This is a genomic window from Undibacterium pigrum (assembly GCF_003201815.1).
GTDB classification, from domain to species: Bacteria; Pseudomonadota; Gammaproteobacteria; order Burkholderiales; family Burkholderiaceae_D; genus Undibacterium; species Undibacterium pigrum.
In genome coordinates this window covers 15182-30797 of sequence record NZ_QJKB01000004.1, presented here as the reverse complement: position 1 = coordinate 30797, position 15616 = coordinate 15182, and the positions used below count along the sequence as shown (strand labels likewise).

Annotated in this window: 18 protein-coding genes; 5 read left to right on the top strand and 13 right to left on the bottom strand. The window is 50.1% G+C overall.

Annotation, left to right across the window (positions count from 1 at the left end; translation table 11 throughout):
* Nucleotides 1-127: 127 nt before the first annotated feature.
* From DFR42_RS13805 to DFR42_RS13780, 6 genes are all read right to left on the bottom strand, one after another.
* On the bottom strand, nt 128-310 hold the full coding sequence (locus DFR42_RS13805) for a CsbD family protein (RefSeq protein ID WP_110255598.1): 183 nt from the start codon (nt 308-310) through the stop codon (nt 128-130).
* Nucleotides 311-540: 230 nt separating this feature from the next.
* Nucleotides 541-942, bottom strand: a complete 402-nt coding sequence (locus DFR42_RS13800; RefSeq protein WP_110255597.1) for a hypothetical protein — start codon at nt 940-942, stop codon at nt 541-543.
* Nucleotides 939-1307 (bottom strand): phage holin family protein, encoded by a 369-nt coding sequence (locus DFR42_RS13795; protein WP_170133528.1) that lies wholly within the window; start codon nt 1305-1307, stop codon nt 939-941. The genes DFR42_RS13800 and DFR42_RS13795 overlap by 4 nt, the downstream gene beginning before the upstream one ends.
* A gap of 114 nt (nt 1308-1421) precedes the next feature.
* Nucleotides 1422-1835 carry an ElaB/YgaM/YqjD family protein gene (locus DFR42_RS13790; protein WP_110255595.1) on the bottom strand — a complete coding sequence of 138 codons (414 nt, stop codon included), beginning with the start codon at nt 1833-1835 and terminating at the stop codon, nt 1422-1424.
* A gap of 166 nt (nt 1836-2001) precedes the next feature.
* A complete protein-coding gene (locus DFR42_RS13785) occupies nt 2002-2316 on the bottom strand; it encodes a BON domain-containing protein (protein ID WP_110255594.1) in 315 nt (104 codons plus the stop codon).
* Nucleotides 2317-2498: 182 nt separating this feature from the next.
* The gene (locus DFR42_RS13780; protein WP_110255593.1) at nt 2499-3035 is read right to left on the bottom strand and encodes a hypothetical protein; all 537 of its coding nucleotides are present in this window, start codon (nt 3033-3035) and stop codon (nt 2499-2501) included.
* 336 nt (nt 3036-3371) lie between these two features.
* Here DFR42_RS13780 and DFR42_RS13775 point away from each other — a divergent pair, with 336 nt between their 5' ends.
* On the top strand, nt 3372-4448 hold the full coding sequence (locus DFR42_RS13775; protein WP_110255592.1) for an FkbM family methyltransferase: 1077 nt from the start codon (nt 3372-3374) through the stop codon (nt 4446-4448).
* 20 nt (nt 4449-4468) lie between these two features.
* Here DFR42_RS13775 and DFR42_RS13770 read toward each other — a convergent pair whose 3' ends face one another.
* The 4 genes from DFR42_RS13770 to DFR42_RS13755 all read right to left on the bottom strand — a co-directional run bounded on the left by DFR42_RS13770 (nt 4469) and on the right by DFR42_RS13755 (nt 8500).
* Nucleotides 4469-5692, bottom strand: a complete 1224-nt coding sequence (locus DFR42_RS13770) for an alginate O-acetyltransferase AlgX-related protein (RefSeq protein ID WP_110255591.1) — start codon at nt 5690-5692, stop codon at nt 4469-4471.
* 16 nt (nt 5693-5708) lie between these two features.
* A complete protein-coding gene (locus DFR42_RS13765; RefSeq protein ID WP_110255590.1) occupies nt 5709-7118 on the bottom strand; it encodes an MBOAT family O-acyltransferase in 1410 nt (469 codons plus the stop codon).
* A 207-nt stretch (nt 7119-7325) separates the two neighbouring features.
* The gene (gene ubiG / locus DFR42_RS13760; RefSeq protein ID WP_110255589.1) at nt 7326-8075 is read right to left on the bottom strand and encodes a bifunctional 2-polyprenyl-6-hydroxyphenol methylase/3-demethylubiquinol 3-O-methyltransferase UbiG; all 750 of its coding nucleotides are present in this window, start codon (nt 8073-8075) and stop codon (nt 7326-7328) included.
* A gap of 32 nt (nt 8076-8107) precedes the next feature.
* Nucleotides 8108-8500: a thiol-disulfide oxidoreductase DCC family protein gene (locus DFR42_RS13755; RefSeq protein WP_110255588.1), complete on the bottom strand. Its 393-nt coding sequence runs from the start codon at nt 8498-8500 to the stop codon at nt 8108-8110.
* A gap of 153 nt (nt 8501-8653) precedes the next feature.
* Between DFR42_RS13755 and DFR42_RS13750 the strand changes: the two genes are divergently transcribed.
* Complete coding sequence (locus tag DFR42_RS13750) at nt 8654-8974, top strand: metalloregulator ArsR/SmtB family transcription factor (protein WP_110255587.1); 321 nt, start codon at nt 8654-8656, stop codon at nt 8972-8974.
* Here the strand turns inward: DFR42_RS13750 and DFR42_RS13745 are convergent.
* On the bottom strand, nt 8967-9635 hold the full coding sequence (locus tag DFR42_RS13745) for a hypothetical protein (RefSeq protein WP_110255586.1): 669 nt from the start codon (nt 9633-9635) through the stop codon (nt 8967-8969). The genes DFR42_RS13750 and DFR42_RS13745 overlap by 8 nt on opposite strands.
* Before the next feature lie 159 nt (nt 9636-9794).
* Nucleotides 9795-10031: a DUF2798 domain-containing protein gene (locus DFR42_RS13740; RefSeq protein ID WP_211324308.1), complete on the bottom strand. Its 237-nt coding sequence runs from the start codon at nt 10029-10031 to the stop codon at nt 9795-9797.
* A 214-nt stretch (nt 10032-10245) separates the two neighbouring features.
* Between DFR42_RS13740 and DFR42_RS13735 the strand changes: the two genes are divergently transcribed.
* From DFR42_RS13735 to bcsQ, 3 genes are all read left to right on the top strand, one after another.
* The gene (locus DFR42_RS13735) at nt 10246-11529 is read left to right on the top strand and encodes an FAD-dependent oxidoreductase (protein ID WP_110255866.1); all 1284 of its coding nucleotides are present in this window, start codon (nt 10246-10248) and stop codon (nt 11527-11529) included.
* Nucleotides 11530-11570: 41 nt separating this feature from the next.
* Nucleotides 11571-12539: a transcriptional regulator FtrA gene (gene ftrA / locus DFR42_RS13730; RefSeq protein ID WP_110255584.1), complete on the top strand. Its 969-nt coding sequence runs from the start codon at nt 11571-11573 to the stop codon at nt 12537-12539.
* Between the two features lie 148 nt (nt 12540-12687).
* Nucleotides 12688-13434, top strand: a complete 747-nt coding sequence (gene bcsQ / locus DFR42_RS13725; RefSeq protein WP_110255583.1) for a cellulose biosynthesis protein BcsQ — start codon at nt 12688-12690, stop codon at nt 13432-13434.
* Nucleotides 13435-13715: 281 nt separating this feature from the next.
* On the opposite strand, the gene DFR42_RS13720 is transcribed toward bcsQ, so the two are convergent.
* Nucleotides 13716-15584, bottom strand: a complete 1869-nt coding sequence (locus tag DFR42_RS13720; RefSeq protein ID WP_110255582.1) for a polysaccharide deacetylase family protein — start codon at nt 15582-15584, stop codon at nt 13716-13718.
* Nucleotides 15585-15616: the final 32 nt, after the last annotated feature.

Genomic DNA, 15616 nt, shown 5'->3' with positions numbered 1-15616 from the left:
GTAAAACTCATTGGTAATTGTCATTTGTGATCACATCTCATCCTTGAGAAGCGAAGCTGACATCAAATGAATTTCCGGACTTTTGCGCCACCCAGGATGGCGCAACAGTCCGGAAAGTAGCAGACAATTAGTGCTTTTGATTGTCTTTGAGTGCTTCTTTCAAATTACCAAAGCCTTTTAGCACACTACCTTCAACTTGCTTTGCAGCGCCTTTGATTTGCTGCTCTTTGCTGCCGACCAGCTTGCCAGCTTCTTCCTGGACTTTACCTGCGACTTTTTTCGCTGCGCCTTTGACTTGATCTGAATTCATGGTGAAACTCCTTTATGAAAGTCTACTTGCGTAGAAAGTTGGTATTGCATGGTTTACTTCACGTTGTTACTTGATGTTGCTAATTCATATTGCTACTTCAAGTTGGACATGTATTCCTTTGAAGTGAGACCAGTTTAAGTAAAAAGTGAAATTAATTCGGTACGCTAGCGAACCTAAGGAAAAAAAACTCCACAATCAGCATGATTTACTGACTGTGGAGCGCAAGGCAATCACGTCTGGCTGTCGCGTGATTGCGAGGAACTAAAGAATTGCATTAGATATGGCAATAATTGCGGCACCATCTGGCTGAATATATGTCTGACTTCTTTACTGGCTATTACTGTAGTCAACAGCGTAACGCCAGTGTCAAAACCAGCCTTGATCACTTTGCGCGGTCCTATCGCCAGCAAGATGGCGGTGCCTGCCAGTACCCAGCCTGGATGCGCGGTAATCAATTGCATCAAGTGACTATGCGGAAAACCGCCTACACGCCCTTCATTGCCAGCAGCGCCATCTTCCCTGCCCTCATCTGATGCTGATGGAAACTGCATGCGCATTTTTTTGCGGCTATGACGCAAGCGGTCGAGCACAGCCTGTTTTTCTTTTTCGAGTTCCTGCAAAGAAGCGTTCATAACAAGTCCTTGAGCATCTTGATGTCATCCTGCATTTCTTGTTTGAGCGTGGCAAACATGGGCGGAGCAGCGAGGTGTTGACGAGCTCTCCAGAATGCAAACAGCGCCAGCAATATATATACGCCAGCTACTGACCATGCGGCCACGATGCGGTAACTGCTGTCCCAGTAAGTCACGATAATTGCCAGTCCAAGGAAAAATCCGGCCATCAGCACAAAAAACAGACTTGCAGCCAGGCTTAACAAGCGAACACTGACATCATGACGCTGGATATCAATTTCTATGCGTAGCAATTCCAGGTAATCAACGATGCGGTCTAGGCCAATGACGGCAATCTGCCTGGCTTTATCGATGGTTTCGAACACAAGATTCTCCAAAGAGAGGAAATTTCCGGAAGGTGAAATGCAAAGTGCCGGCGCTTACGCCGGCACCCGCAAGGTCGCATTCAACAGCTCATGTGCTTTGCGACTGACGCAAGGCTATTTTTTTGCGAGCAGGTAACCGATCAAAATACCCACTCCAGCTACTGCTGCCACGGACTGCAGGGGTCGTTCTTTTACATAATTGCCTACTGTATCGACACCATCATTGATTTGGGTACGTACGTCGGCTGTTGCATCCAGCGCAGCATCTCTGGCATTGACAAATTTTTCCAGCAACGCCGCTTTGGCTGCATTAAGATCAACGTCGGACAAGGACGGGATACGTGCAACCAGTTCATCCAGGTCAGCTTTGAGATTTTGTATTTCATCCTGAGCTGCAGAGCTGATTTGTTTACCAGCCTCTTTGGTGACACCGATGACATTGCCGACTGAACTGCCGACATGGCTTGCTAAATTATTGGCCGCTTCCAGCGCAGAATTTGTTTTGGTAGCGATAGTATTCGATTGCATAAACTACTCCTGGGAGGCTTGTCTTAACACGACGTGGAAAAGACAAGTTTGGTCTTTGGACTGCCGATTTTATCGCGGCGCGAGATGCTATGAATTAGCATAAACTGACATGAGCTGACATGAGCTGGCATGAGCAGAATCAGAGTCTGCTCATGCCGCAAGTGCATTACTTGACGCGGATATCGTTTTTAACAGATTTCACGCCTTTAATGCCACTGGTTACACTCACTGCTTTGCTAGAAGAGGCAGGATCAGCAACAAAACCACTCAGTTGAACGACGCCTTTGTAGGTTTCAACATTGATTTCAGTTGCCTTCAATGTAGGCTCATTGACGATAGCGGCTTTTACTTTGGTGGTGATGACGGTGTCATCAATATACTCGCCAGCACTCTCTTGTTTGGCAGTTGAAGCACAACCAACCATGATCATCATCATACCTGCCAGAAAAATGCCCGTGATTTTTTTTATGAAGCTATTCATTTTAAAACTCCTTGGTGAGGGTTTCATCTGGTTATATTCCAGACGAGGAACTTGCTTTGGTTTTTAGGGGTGCCAGCTTGAGTACAAGAACAACATGAAACAGCAAGCTGGTAACAGCGGCGCGAAACCAGCCTGCGGATACTGCGAATACCGAGGATAAAGCCAGAGTATTTATTTCAGCATTATTTATACTGATTTTTTGCAGCAGTAATGCAAGCGTCTTTGGCTGCCCCAGACATAGGATCACATTTCTCTACCGCTACTTTGTAGTTGGCATCATTGGCAGTAGTCGCTGCGTCGACTTTGGCATCAAAAATTTTCTTGCCAGCTTTAGCATCGGCAATCGCTATTTTTTGTGCGGCCTTGGCTTCTTTTTTGCACACATCTTTGTCATTGCCGGACTTGTCGTCACATTTTTCAGCGGCCAGTGCATACTCAGCATCAGCAACATCGGTGGCTGCCTTGACATGGTTCTTGGCAGTGTTCTCGTAGGATACCAGCGCCTGAGCCTTGGCACGTGTACGGACAACCTTGGCTTCTTCTACGCAAATGTCTTTTGCATTGTCTTTCAAGGCATCACATTTGGCTTTGGAAACTTTGTAATCAGCTTCTGCACGTTCTTCTGTTGCTTTGAAATTTGCTTTTGCCACGTCTGCAGCAAAACTGGAATTGGCGATCAGACCGGCAGAAATCATTAAGATAGTGAATGCTTTTTTCATGATATTTCCCTTATGTAAGTAAATGAACTGATTAGCCTTTTTTGTATTTGAAACACTAATTCAGAGGCATGTAAGTATCGTAGCAGCGCCCCCGGACCTCAGATATAGGACACCGGACCGCGGATTTGTAGGACAAACAGAAATGAAAAGGGCGGGCTGTTAGTAGCAGTTCAGCTTTTACTGAGAGCGAAGACCTTAGCTTTGCTCTGGGCAATCACGGTGCCCGAGCAAACCGAAGTCAAGTAACACCAACCAATAAGCACTTGGGAATGGACTGAAGACTCAGTTTATAATCGAAGCTTGCCAGCCCTCACTTAACAGTACAAAGATCAGACAATGCTCAGGAAACTATTCTCCAAACCCGCCCCAGCCGCAGCTGCGCCAGTTCAACAAGTAGCACCTGCAATGCATGTTGGAGCCAACCCCATTACAAAATTTGGCGACTGGGCCTACAGTGAGCACACCACGACTGAAGACATTTTCCATTGCTTTCGCCTGATTCTGGGCCGCTCACCTAATCCTGAAGAATGGCCAGGCCATGGCGCTCAGGCTGGCAAACCCCTTGATGCCGTCGTCGCTTCTTATCTGAATTCGCTGGAATTCGCCCAAAGGCAGGAAAAACTGGCGATCAAGCGTGATGCTGGTGGGATTCAGCTAGTCAGCATCGGTGGCTTGAGCATGTTTGTCGATCCGGAAGACCTGGACCTGGGAATGCCGCTGATACATGGCGAGTACGAGCCGCATGTGACAAAAGTCTTCAAGGACCATGTTCAGGCTGGCATGGGCGTGCTCGACATAGGTGCCAATATTGGTTACTTCAGCATGATAGCCGCATCCCTGGCGGGTGAAACGGGCGTGGTTTATGCGGTTGAGCCGAATACCAACAATGTCAAATTCATAGAACTCAGCAAAAGGGAAAATGGCTTCAAGAATATCAAGATCATCAATAGCGCGGCTGGCGAAGATTTTGACATACTGAGCCTGAACAGTTCCTACAGCAATGGCACGACAGCCCATTTGTCGGAAGATCAGCAGACATTGATGAAAAGCACGGTCGTCGCCTGCATGCCACTGGATAATCTTATTCCTGCGGACAGAAAAATTGATTTCATCAAAATTGACATCGAAGGTTTTGAATACCGCGCTCTGCTGGGAGCCAGACGGCTGGTGGAAAAATGGCGTCCGGTTATCGTCAGTGAATTCAGCCCGGACTTCATGCCACTGACTGGCGGCAATGATGGTCCTACCTATCTGCGGTTTTTATTCGACCTGGGCTATACCGCTGCCATCATCCAAAAGAATGGCGAATTGTTTGAAGCAGGCAATGATGTTGCCAAGGTCATGGACTACTACAAAGACATGGGCGTAGACCATATAGATATCTTGTTCAAACATACTGCAGTGCCAGCATAAGACTTTGCAGTATGTGAAAATTATTGACCCGCTTTGAGCAGTGTCCCGCCATATCGATCGAAATAGGACACTGCTGCATCATGGAAGACATACAGGATCTGGTCAGGTGCATATTCAGTAAGCAAAATCTGTCTGAACCTGGCTTGCTCTTTAGCATTGAGCTGGTTGATGCTGTTCAAAGAGACGTGCCAGACTTCGCCATAATATTCTGAAAAAAAACCAGCAATACCCTGACCAAATGAATCTGTAATCAGCAGCAGTTTAGGACCTGGCACCGTAGCATGGCGATAGCGTGAAACATCGCCTATCTTGTCCGCTGTGCCTGTAAACTCAGGGAAGCAGGCTACACCCAGACAGGCGGTAATGCCCGCTTTGGCATAGTCAGGATCATAAGTAGGTACGGTCAGTGCCACCCCTGGCAGGAAATGCTGTATGTCAGATGGCACATCATGCAGATTGCTCGTCAGTGTCAGCAGCCTTTTGCGGTGCATATAATTTTCTGCGACCAGTTGCGCCACCGGTTGCGGGCCATTACCTGTCCAGTGAAAAGTATTCTTGGGAAATACAGCCATGTTTTTCTTGAGTGCCTGCATTTCCGCCAGCGGATAAATGATTTTATCTTTGAGTCCGGGCAAGGCCTTCAATGTCTCTACGATGCCTGGCAAGCTCGGCGTGTATTGCGCACATTGTTGTTGCAGCCAGTCTGGTAATTTGTCGGCATACACCACTGGCTTGGTAGGCACCAGCAAAAGATAACTCTCTGCTTTCACCTGCACTGCCATGCGCATGAAGTCAGATGCGGTCCTGACTATCTCCGCCCGGTCTTTTTCTGAAACGTTTTTCCCGCACAGAAAATCTATCATGGCCAGCGGGGTATTGGCCGCGTGCGAGTTAAAGAAGATGTAAGCATCTTTACCGGCTGTCAGTTGCACGGCATTAATATCGCCAAGCAAGTGATAGCGCAGTTGATTATTCCATGCGACCAGATTATTCCTGAGACCAAAATTATCATTGAGATAGGCATCAACTGCGGCCGGGAATTTCAGGCTTTGTGCAAATGTCGTTGGCACTGCCGGTTTGGCGGCGAGTTCGCGGTTTTCTATGCCAGGGCCCTGGAATTTAGCACTGACATGGACAAGAGCTGGTGTCAGCAAGATACCAAAGAAAGTGATGATAAAAATGATGCGCCCGTAAAAGTGCGTTTGTACGCGCGACTTTAAGCTGGGTGTGCTGGAATTATTCATGGTGCAAAACCCGGCCTCAGAAACGGAAGTAAATGAAAGGGTTATAAGCTCCGGTCGCCAGACTGGTGGCTGACAACAGAAACAACATCAGGCTGACGACGGGTGCCAATACCCGGGCTGGCGCCTGTGGTTTGTTCAGTATTTGCAAGACGGGTGTCGACACCAGCACACCTGCAAGCAGTGCCGTAATGACCGTGCCATTCATGAAGCTCATGACAGGGGCAACGACATTATCTGCTGGCATGCTGCCAGCCATGGCTGCCAGATAATGCAGGGCCTGTGCAAAGCTGTCGCAGCGGAAGAATACCCAGCCCACCATCACGATCACGATGGTGTAGAAGTGCCTGAACGGTCTGGGCAAACCTGTCAGCAGCTTTTGCAGGCCTATGCGCTCCAGCACCAGGAAACTGCCGTGATACAGGCCCCAGACGACAAAAGTCCAGCTCGCTCCATGCCATAAACCGCAAAGGAAAAACACGATGAACAGATTGCGATAAGTAGCCAGAGCTGAGCCGCGGTTGCCACCCAGTGGTATATACAGATAATCGCGGAACCAGCGCGACAGACTCAGATGCCAGCGCTGCCAGAATTCAGTGATCGATTGCGCGATATAAGGGTAATTGAAATTACGCGGAAAAGTAAAGCCAGTGACCAGGCCCAAACCTATTGCCATATTCGAATAACCAAAAAAATCAAAATAGATTTGCAAGCTATAGCAAGTGATGCCCAGCCAGGCACTGGCCATGCCCAGGGCTTCTGGTGCCAGTGAAAATATCTGATCTGCGGGCAAGGCCACGCTATTGGCAATCAATACTTTTTGCGCCAGACCCAGAATAAAAATCTTGCTACCCAGCTCCACCCTGCGCAAAGTATGGTGGCGCTGGTGCAATTGCCGGGCGATGGTAGAAAACCGTATGATAGGCCCGGCTATCAGTTGCGGGAACATGGTGATATACATGGCCAGCGCAAACAGGTTTTTCTCATGCCGGGTCTTTTTGCGATAGACGTCCACCAGATAGGAGATCGCATGAAAAGAAAAGAAGGATATCCCCAGAGGCAGGGTAACCGCGTCTACTGCTGGCATGGCGATATCCAGCTTGCCCAGCACAGCGACCACACTGCCCAGGGCAAAGTTAAAGTATTTGAAGTAAGCCAGCAGTGCCAGATTAAAAACGATGCCCGCGATGAAGATGGCTTTGCCTGTTCCGCCTTTTTCCTGAGCCTTGCCCACACCCAGGCCACACATATAATTGATCAGGATGGAAATCAGCAATAATGGCAAGTTCTTGGGCTCGCCCCAGGCATAAAAGATCAGGCTGGCAACCAGCAAGACCATATTGCGCAACTGGCGAAACGGCAAGGCGAAATACAAGACGATGAATATCGGTAAAAAATAAAATAAAAAGGTAACCGTACTAAAAACCATGTTTTGTACTTTCTTGTCGCAGCGCCTGCTTGCCCGGCGCCTGAGTGCGCTGGCAAAATGTGTGTTTGGTGCGGGATTTTAATGCCAGAGTGGGCAAAAAAGAAGCAGAACATCGGTTTTTGACAGGGCAAACCTCAATTTACAGTGCAAGAAAATCAGTGAAAATTGGAAATGCATGCATCCTGGGCAAGAAATGCTGCTTTCTGCTCAGTTATTCAGGCCTGCCTGACCTTCAGCCTGCAAAGGCTTTTGCATAGCCAGTAAATAACCTACGCCCATGAAGCCATGCAGGCGGAAAGTTTGCGTCAAAGGGTTATAACCCAGGCCACGCTGCTCGCGTAAGACCAGTCCGGCAGTATTCGCCATGGACAGCAATTCTGCCGGTTTGATGAAGCGTGCATGCCGGTGGGTGCCGCGTGGCAGTATGCGCATGATGTATTCAAATGCCACGATCGCCAGCATATAACTGAGGAAATTGCGGTTAATCGTGGAAAAGAACACCCAGCCACCTGGTTTGACCATATCAGCACTGGCCTGGATGACCGCGGCCGGAGAAGGCACATGCTCCAGCATTTCCATGCAGGTAATGACATCATACTGCCCTGCGTGCTGTTGCGCCCATGTTTCGGCACTGCTATTGGCATAGTGCACGTCCACATCCTGATCTTGCGCATGCCATTGCGCTATTTGCAGCGGCTTGTCGGCCAGATCTATACCTGTGACTTGCGCGCCCTTCCTTGCCATGGATTCAGCCAGGATACCACCGCCGCAACCTATATCCAGCACCTGCTTGCCAGGAAGCTGGACCAGGCTGTTTATCCATTCCAGTCTGTGCGGGTTTATCCTGTGCAGGGGTTTGAATTCTGAACTCTCATCCCACCAGCGACTTGCCAGTTGATTGAAGCGTGCCAGTTCGGCGGGATCTGCATTGCCTGCGGTGATGTCGATAGTGCTCATGCTGCTCTCCAATTGAAATGATTTTGTTTGAATTACCAGTGGCCACGCCTGCGATTCCAGCGGTACAACTGCCTGGCGATCAAGTTGTACAGAGGATGGGTCAGAAAGCCCAAACGCAGTGTCAGCCAGGCCAGCCAGCGCCTGCCTCTGGTTTGTGACCAGAGAGCCGCCAGTGCCTGCTCGCCTGTCAGTACCTTGCCACTGCCATCCCTGACGTGCAGGCGCTCACGCACGGCTTCCAGCTCACCGTTGAAGTCGCTGACTGCGTCTGGCTGTGTATGAACATCAACCCAGTTGATATTGCATGCCTGCATGCGCTGACGCTGGTCGCGTATGCCTGCATCACAGACTGGACAGGCGCTGTTGTAATAAACCGTGGTAATAGCACCCGCAGCCTCTGTTGTTCTGCTTTTCTCAGTTTTCATGATGCTTGCCCTCGTTTTCATGACTCATGAAACAAGCATAGACTATATTTAGCTAAATGTCTAATTATCTAATTAACTTCACCAGCTTCCAGAAAAATGCTAAGATGACTTAAGGGCTGCTATTAGCTGGCCATTTACCAAGCATTTGCGATCATGGAAAAAGTTTTTGAAGCTTTGGCATCAACGCCACGCCGGAAGATTCTGGCTTATTTATCGGAGACAGAATTGTCTGCCGGTGATATTGCTGCGCGTTTCGAGATGACCAAGCCTTCTCTGTCCAAGCATTTGCGGATACTGGAATCGGCAGGACTGATCGCCAGCGACAAGCGCGGGCAATTCGTTTTCTATCGTTTGCAGGGAGATAACCTGGCCAACACCCTGGCCTCGTTCATGCAGGCAGTGTGCCCGGTATCCAAAGCCCTGAAAAAAGAAAGCAAGGCTTTGGCTACGCAGAAAAAACTGGAAACTAAATAGCCATCTCTTCAACCGGCTCTAAAATTTGCCCGCTTCGGGTTTCGCTTGTCTGCAATGTCGTGTATATCGCCAGCGCTTCATCTGGCGGCGCGTCATTTTTACTTACAAATAATTTCCGGATCAGATAAGCCATACGGTTTTTCTGGAAATCCTCATACACATTCAGGATGCGCTCTACCGCTGCCACCTGGGCCTGCAATTCCAGCGCCACCATGGGTGAGATCCAGTCTGTGCGCCAAGAAATTCTGGCTCCGCTGTCCAGATCCAGCTCACCCAGGACGGGCTTACTGCCTGAAATTTCACAGGCCAGCGCATGGCTAAAATCCTTGTCGTAGAATTTTCTTAAAGTGCCCAGGCCAAAATCGATGATGTATTGCTCATCAACGATGCAGACTGCATGACCTTCCCTTTGTTTGTCCTTTACGTAGCCTTTGTAGCCTACGTAGAAAATACTATGGTCATGTTTGATTTCTGCATAACAGCCCTGGACTCTGGCGCTGTAACCTTTGTCGGTCAGCAATTTTGCCAGCATGGCTGACATGGCAAAACAGCAGCTGCCATATTGCTGGAAGAAATCGATGATTTCAAAATCATCGGCGATTTGTCTCAGTTGGTGAGCGAGCTGGCGGTCTTTTACTACTTGAAGAAATGCGGTGTTCATTATTGCTGGTGAAGATAGTGCATGGCCAAAGCCAGGCACTACAGGTGAGACTGTTTACAAGAAGCAATAATATAAAATTCACAATCCTATGTGGGTGTTAAATCGTAAATACTTGTAAGCAGATGTTTCACACTTCATTTCATCATCAACCAGATAAAGTCAGCGAGGAGCCTCAACCAGCATGCCAGTCAAGCGCCTGACCAGGGGCAACACCACCAGCAAGGTAGGAAATGCCACCAGCCAGGACAAGGCCCAGGAACCCATCCAGACAGAGGTGAAATGATCGACCATGCCTACACTGCGCAAGGTACTGATAAGTGACACGATAAAGGTCATCAATATCGACAAGAGGAAAGGCATGACCAATCCGGCAAAACGTGCGGGCAATTTGCGCATGGGATAAATCCGGGTTTATTTTAATGCCATCAATATCCCGCAAGCAGGGTTGATGACTAAGTTTCGAGGCTAAGGAAAGACTGCTGACACAGTGTAATTGGCAGCAAAGTCAAAGTAAACTCACATGCGCATGCCTGCCCATACCGACATACAGGCTTGCCAGCCCTATGCCCTTGCGTGTAACTTGGCGGCTTTCCGTCGTTGCATCAAGATCATGATTCCTCAAGAAAATCTGCAGCACACTTTTTATCAGGCGACAGCACCTTCATCTGCTCGCTATCCGCAGTTGCAAGAAAATCTGGAGTGTGAAGTCTGCATCATCGGTGGCGGCTTTGCCGGGCTGGCTACAGCATTGGGCTTGCTGGAACGTGGCGTCAGCAATATCGTTTTGCTGGAAGCAGAACAAATTGGGCATGGCGCATCGGGCCGTAATGGTGGCTTCGTATTTGGCGGCTTTAGCCTCGACAATGCCGACCTCATCAAACAAGTAGGTAGCGAACCTGCCCGCCGTCTGTATCAGCTGACGCTGGATGCAGTCGCCCTGATACGCCAGCGTATCAAACAATATGACATGGATTGCGACATCAACGAAAGCGGCGTGGTGCTGGCCAACTGGTTTGATGACGCCAGAAAATTGCAGGATCAGAGAGAATTCATGCTGCGTGAATTTGATGTTGACTGGACGCCCTGGTCGCGCGAACAAACCCGTGCTGCCTTGCATAGTGAAAGATATTTTGGTGCCCTGCATGAAAAAAATGCCTTCCATTTTCATCCACTTAAATATGCGCAGGCGCTGGCGAGGGTGCTGAGTTCACAGTCTGTACGTGTATTTGAACAAAGCCGTGTCAGCGCCATAGAAACTCGCACTGCCGAAAAGCTGGTGCGCACCCGCATTGGCACGATAAAAGCCAGGCATGTCGTAGTGTGTTGTGGTGGTTACATAGAAAGCCTGTATCCCCAGCTGGCACACTCGGTGCTGCCTATTGCCACCTATGTCATGGCAACAGAAAAACTGGGCGACAAATTAGCTACCGCCATGCAAACGGCAGCCGCCGTGTATGACACCCGCTTTGCCTTTGATTATTACCGGCCACTGGCTGACAGCCGTCTGCTATGGGGTGGCCGCATCTCCATACGCGAAAGACAGCCAGCCGAGGTCGCCTCTTTATTATACAAAGACATGCTGAAAGTCTATCCGCAACTGGCAGTCAGCAAAGTGGAATACGCCTGGAGCGGTTTGATGAGCTATGCCCAGCACAAGATGCCACAAATTGGTTGCCTGCCAAACGGAGTATGGTATGCCATGGGATTTGGTGGCCACGGTGTTGCACCAACTACCCTGGCAGGAGAAGTGGTGGCGCAGGCAATTGCCAGGCACCAGCCCTTGCCAGGCGGGCTGGATCAGTTTGGTTTGCCACCCAATTTTGGCAAGCTGGGCTTGATGGCTGCGCAGTGCGCTTATTGGTATTATGAGTTGCGTGACTGGATGCGCGAATAAACATTGCATGTCGTAATGCGTGTTTACGGTAATATCTCGCCATGAAATCCCATCTCGTTGTCGCCCTTGCCTATGACCAGCTGTGTACCTTTGAATTTGGCTGCACAGTAGAATTGTTCGCCCTGCAGCGCCCAGAACTGGGCGTGGACTGGTATGACTTTGCCGTTTGCGCTGCCGACACCGGCAAATTGCGGGCCGCAGGGGGTATCACAGTAGAAGTACAGCATGGTCTGGAGATGCTGGATAAGGCAGATACCATCATCATGCCAGGCTGGCGCGATGCGGATGAAATACCACCACCAGCCTTACTCGATAAAATCCGCGCCGCCCACGCCCGCGGTACACGCATTTGCAGCATCTGCTCTGGCGTATTCATTTTGGCGGCAGCAGGCATACTGGATGGCAAAACCGTTACCACGCACTGGCGTTATGCAGAAAAATTGCTCAAACGCTATCCGCATATACAGGTGCAAACCAATGCCCTGTATGTAGATCAGGGGCAGATCATGACTTCAGCCGGGTCTGCTGCTGGTCTGGATATGCTGCTGCATCTGGTCCGCAAGGACCAAGGTGCCAAAGTGGCCAACCTGGTGGCCCAGCGTCTGGTTGTGCCGCCACATCGCGAAGGTGGCCAGGCGCAATTTGTCCCGCGCCCCATGCCCAGCGATGAGCATGCACGTCTGGCAAAGTTGATGGACTGGGTAAGGGCTCACCCTGCCCTGCCGCATAATCTGGCATCCATGGCAGAAAAAGCGGCAATGAGTACTCGTACCCTGCAGCGTCATTTCAAAGACAGTACAGGTCTGGCACCTGGTGAATGGCTAATACGTGAACGGGTTGCCATTGCCAAGGAATTGCTTGAATCCCCCAGTACCAGCCTGCCGCAAGTTGCCGAGCTGGCGGGCTTTGGTTCGGAAGAATCGCTGCGCCGCCATTTCCGCCGTATCGTGGCAAACAGTCCCGGCAATTATCGCAAGCAATTTTCTGATGCTGGTGCCATTCATCCCTGATCAGACGGTAGACCAGGTTTGTGCTTACCAAAGCAGGCAAATGCAGGTAAACTGCCTGTCGCGCTCGTGGAGACTACATAATTATCTATAGCCCTCACATCCCTTTTCCCAACAAAAAACAAAACCCGCCTGTCAGTTAAAAAGAATCATGCAAGTAATCACCCTCATTTCCGGCAAGGGCGGCGTCGGCAAAACCACGCTGACCAGCAATCTTGCCATTGCACTCAGCCAGCGCAGCAAGCGGGTATTGGTGATTGATCTTGATCCGCAAAATGCGGTGCGTCACCACCTGGGTATGGACCCCAATGATGATGCTGGTCTAGTGCGCGAAGGCATTTTCCCGGAAGTGATTTTTGAAAGCCCCTTTGGCGTTGACTTCATTCCTTTCGGCCGCGTCACTGAAGAAGAATTGCTGGAATTTGAAGCCGGGCTGGAAGCACGGCCCACGTGGGTGGCAACCGCCCTGCAGGGTCTGCACAGCCTTGACTATGATTACGTCTTGCTGGATACGCCACCTGGTGCCACTGTCTATCTGCCGCAAGCCTTGAACGCTGCTGCCAGGGCGCTGATCGTGGTGTTGACAGATGCCGCCTCGTATTCCAGCCTCAGGAAGATTTTAAAATTACTGGCAGAATACAAAAAAGACCCTGCCAATAAAGTGGCAATGACCCACATATTGCTGAATCAGATGCGGGAAGACAGTGAACTGGCGCAGCAAGTCAGGGCAGCCATGATGGATAGCTATGGCAGCAAGATGGCCCCCATGGTCATCCACAGGGATGCACTGGTGCCTGAAGCACTGGCGTATGAAAGATCAGTCTTGCAATACGACCCTGATGCACAAGCCAGCCGCGATATCCAGCATCTGGCAGACTGGCTGGCAAGCCGGAACTGACGTCTAGAACTCATTTCATAAATAGGATGAGTGCGAACAAGACGATTTGGGATGCAGTGCAAGGCCTCAGGTGTTTACCCTGTGCAGCTAAGGCTCTTGCCTTTGCAAGCGGCACAACGCTGCAATGCGCCCAAATCGTCAGTTCCCGAAGGGTTTGCCTCATAACGCGTGCTGGACAGCGTTGGACTCGTTGTCAATAGGCGAAGCTATTGACTGCCTCGTCCGCCTTGCCAGCCCACGTTATGAGGCAAACGCATCTCACCCTATTTATGAAATGAGTTCTAATTGAATACCGCCTGATAAGCATAATTGCCAGGCTCCAGCGCTTCAAAGACAATCGCTGCACGGAAATCATCAATGCGCCGGACTGTGGCCTTGGGCATGCCTATCTTCAATCCCAATACATTTGGCAGCTGGGATTTTTGTGGCAGCATCAAAATCAGGCTGGCATTTGCCAGCGGCTTTTTACCGGTGACAGTCAAATCAAATTCGATACGCTTGCCTGCAATGCTGGACGATAACTTCAACCTGTCACGCTCATGCCACCAGTCAGTCACCTGTGAGGACGATGCCAGCCAGACGCTATTTCTATTTGCCTTCAAATACGCCAGATAAGCCGGAAAAGCCTGTGTCAGCAAACTGTTTTCTTCAAAGCTCTGGCTATGCACGCTGAGCAAACCCAATGCGCCCATTTGCTTGCTGGTTTCTGCATCGCTGATGAGCGCCTGCCTGGTTTGCTCAAGGTCGAGTTGTTCCTTGCTTAAATTAAAATCGTCGCGCTGGGTACGCGGCAGCAAGACCATGGCCTTGTCATCACTAACGCCATCGATTTTGACAAAGGTCGGCAAGCGGCCTTCGCTACTATTGGGGTCAGTCACATGGTGCAGGAAACCATTTTTTTGCAATAGCGATTGCGTGGTCTGGTCATAACCTTCCAGTGGTGCGCGAAAGCCAGTGATGGCAGGCAGCTCTGGCAGTATGGATTTCAAGTCTTCACGCATGGTATTGATGCGTTTTTCCTGCTCATTCAAGCCCTGTTCTTTAAAGCTGATATGGGTATCGCCGTGATAACCGATATCATACTCACGCGCCAGCTGTTTCATTTCAGCAGGAAATTGTTTGGCCACTGAAGTCAGTACATAAAAACTGCCGCGATAGTTGATGCTGCGTATCAAGGATGCAAAACGCAAGGCATTGGCAAAGCCTTCTTCCGTATCCATTTCTATGATTTGCGCTGCATACTTACCTTCTGGCCAGGTGGCGCGCAACAATGCCGGTCTTCTCTGCAACCAGCTCAGGGTGTCATCAACCAGGCTGTAAATGGGATAAGGTTGCGATTCCCAGGCTGATTCGGCAAAGGCAAACACGGCACTGCGTCCGGCATCGGCTGCCGTTTCTGCGTATAACACGGCAGCTTCATTTTTTCTTTCCGGATCTTGCACCCTTGCCCAGTCCATGATGCTGGCTGCGCCCTGTCCGCTGAAACGTAAAAGACTTTCCGAGGCATTTCCCAGCCAGATGCGCTGACCAGCGGCCTGGCTATGTGTCAGCGGCGTCTCACCATTCAGTATCAGGTATCTGGCTTTGGATTCAAGCGCGATTTCGCCCTTGGACGCAGCGCCCATGGCTTCGAGGAATTGCCAGCCTGCCCATTCACCTTTTTCATTTCGGGTGCCACTAGCCCAAGTCGCCAGGATGGCACCGCCACGGGCGCGATAATCCTGCAAGCTGCTGCGTTCTTGCTCGCTGAGTGCCACAGCCGATGCCAGCACCAGTACGCCATCCTTGATACTGCTTAGCTCTTGCGGGTCGGAGATTTCCTTGAAACTGAGCTGGCGTTGTTTGGCATAGGCGCGCCAGGGTGATAACAAGCGGTCATAATTACCGCCTATGGAAGCAAAATAACTGCGTGTATTTGGGGAAGCATATAAATACAAACTTCTGGATGCAGGCGTGGAATTTGGCGCGCCAGCAGACTTGAAAGCTGTTTGCAGATTAAATTCCGGCATTTGCCAGCCCAGTACCTGCATGGATGAGAGGTAGGCAAATACAGATATGGCCATACCCAGCACAATCAGCGCCAAAAGATAAGTGCCTATGCGGCGGTAAGCAGGCCGGTTTTCAAAACCGCCGGGGTCTTCTGTTTGCATGAAAATTTGAACCAGTGTAACGAATGAAAACT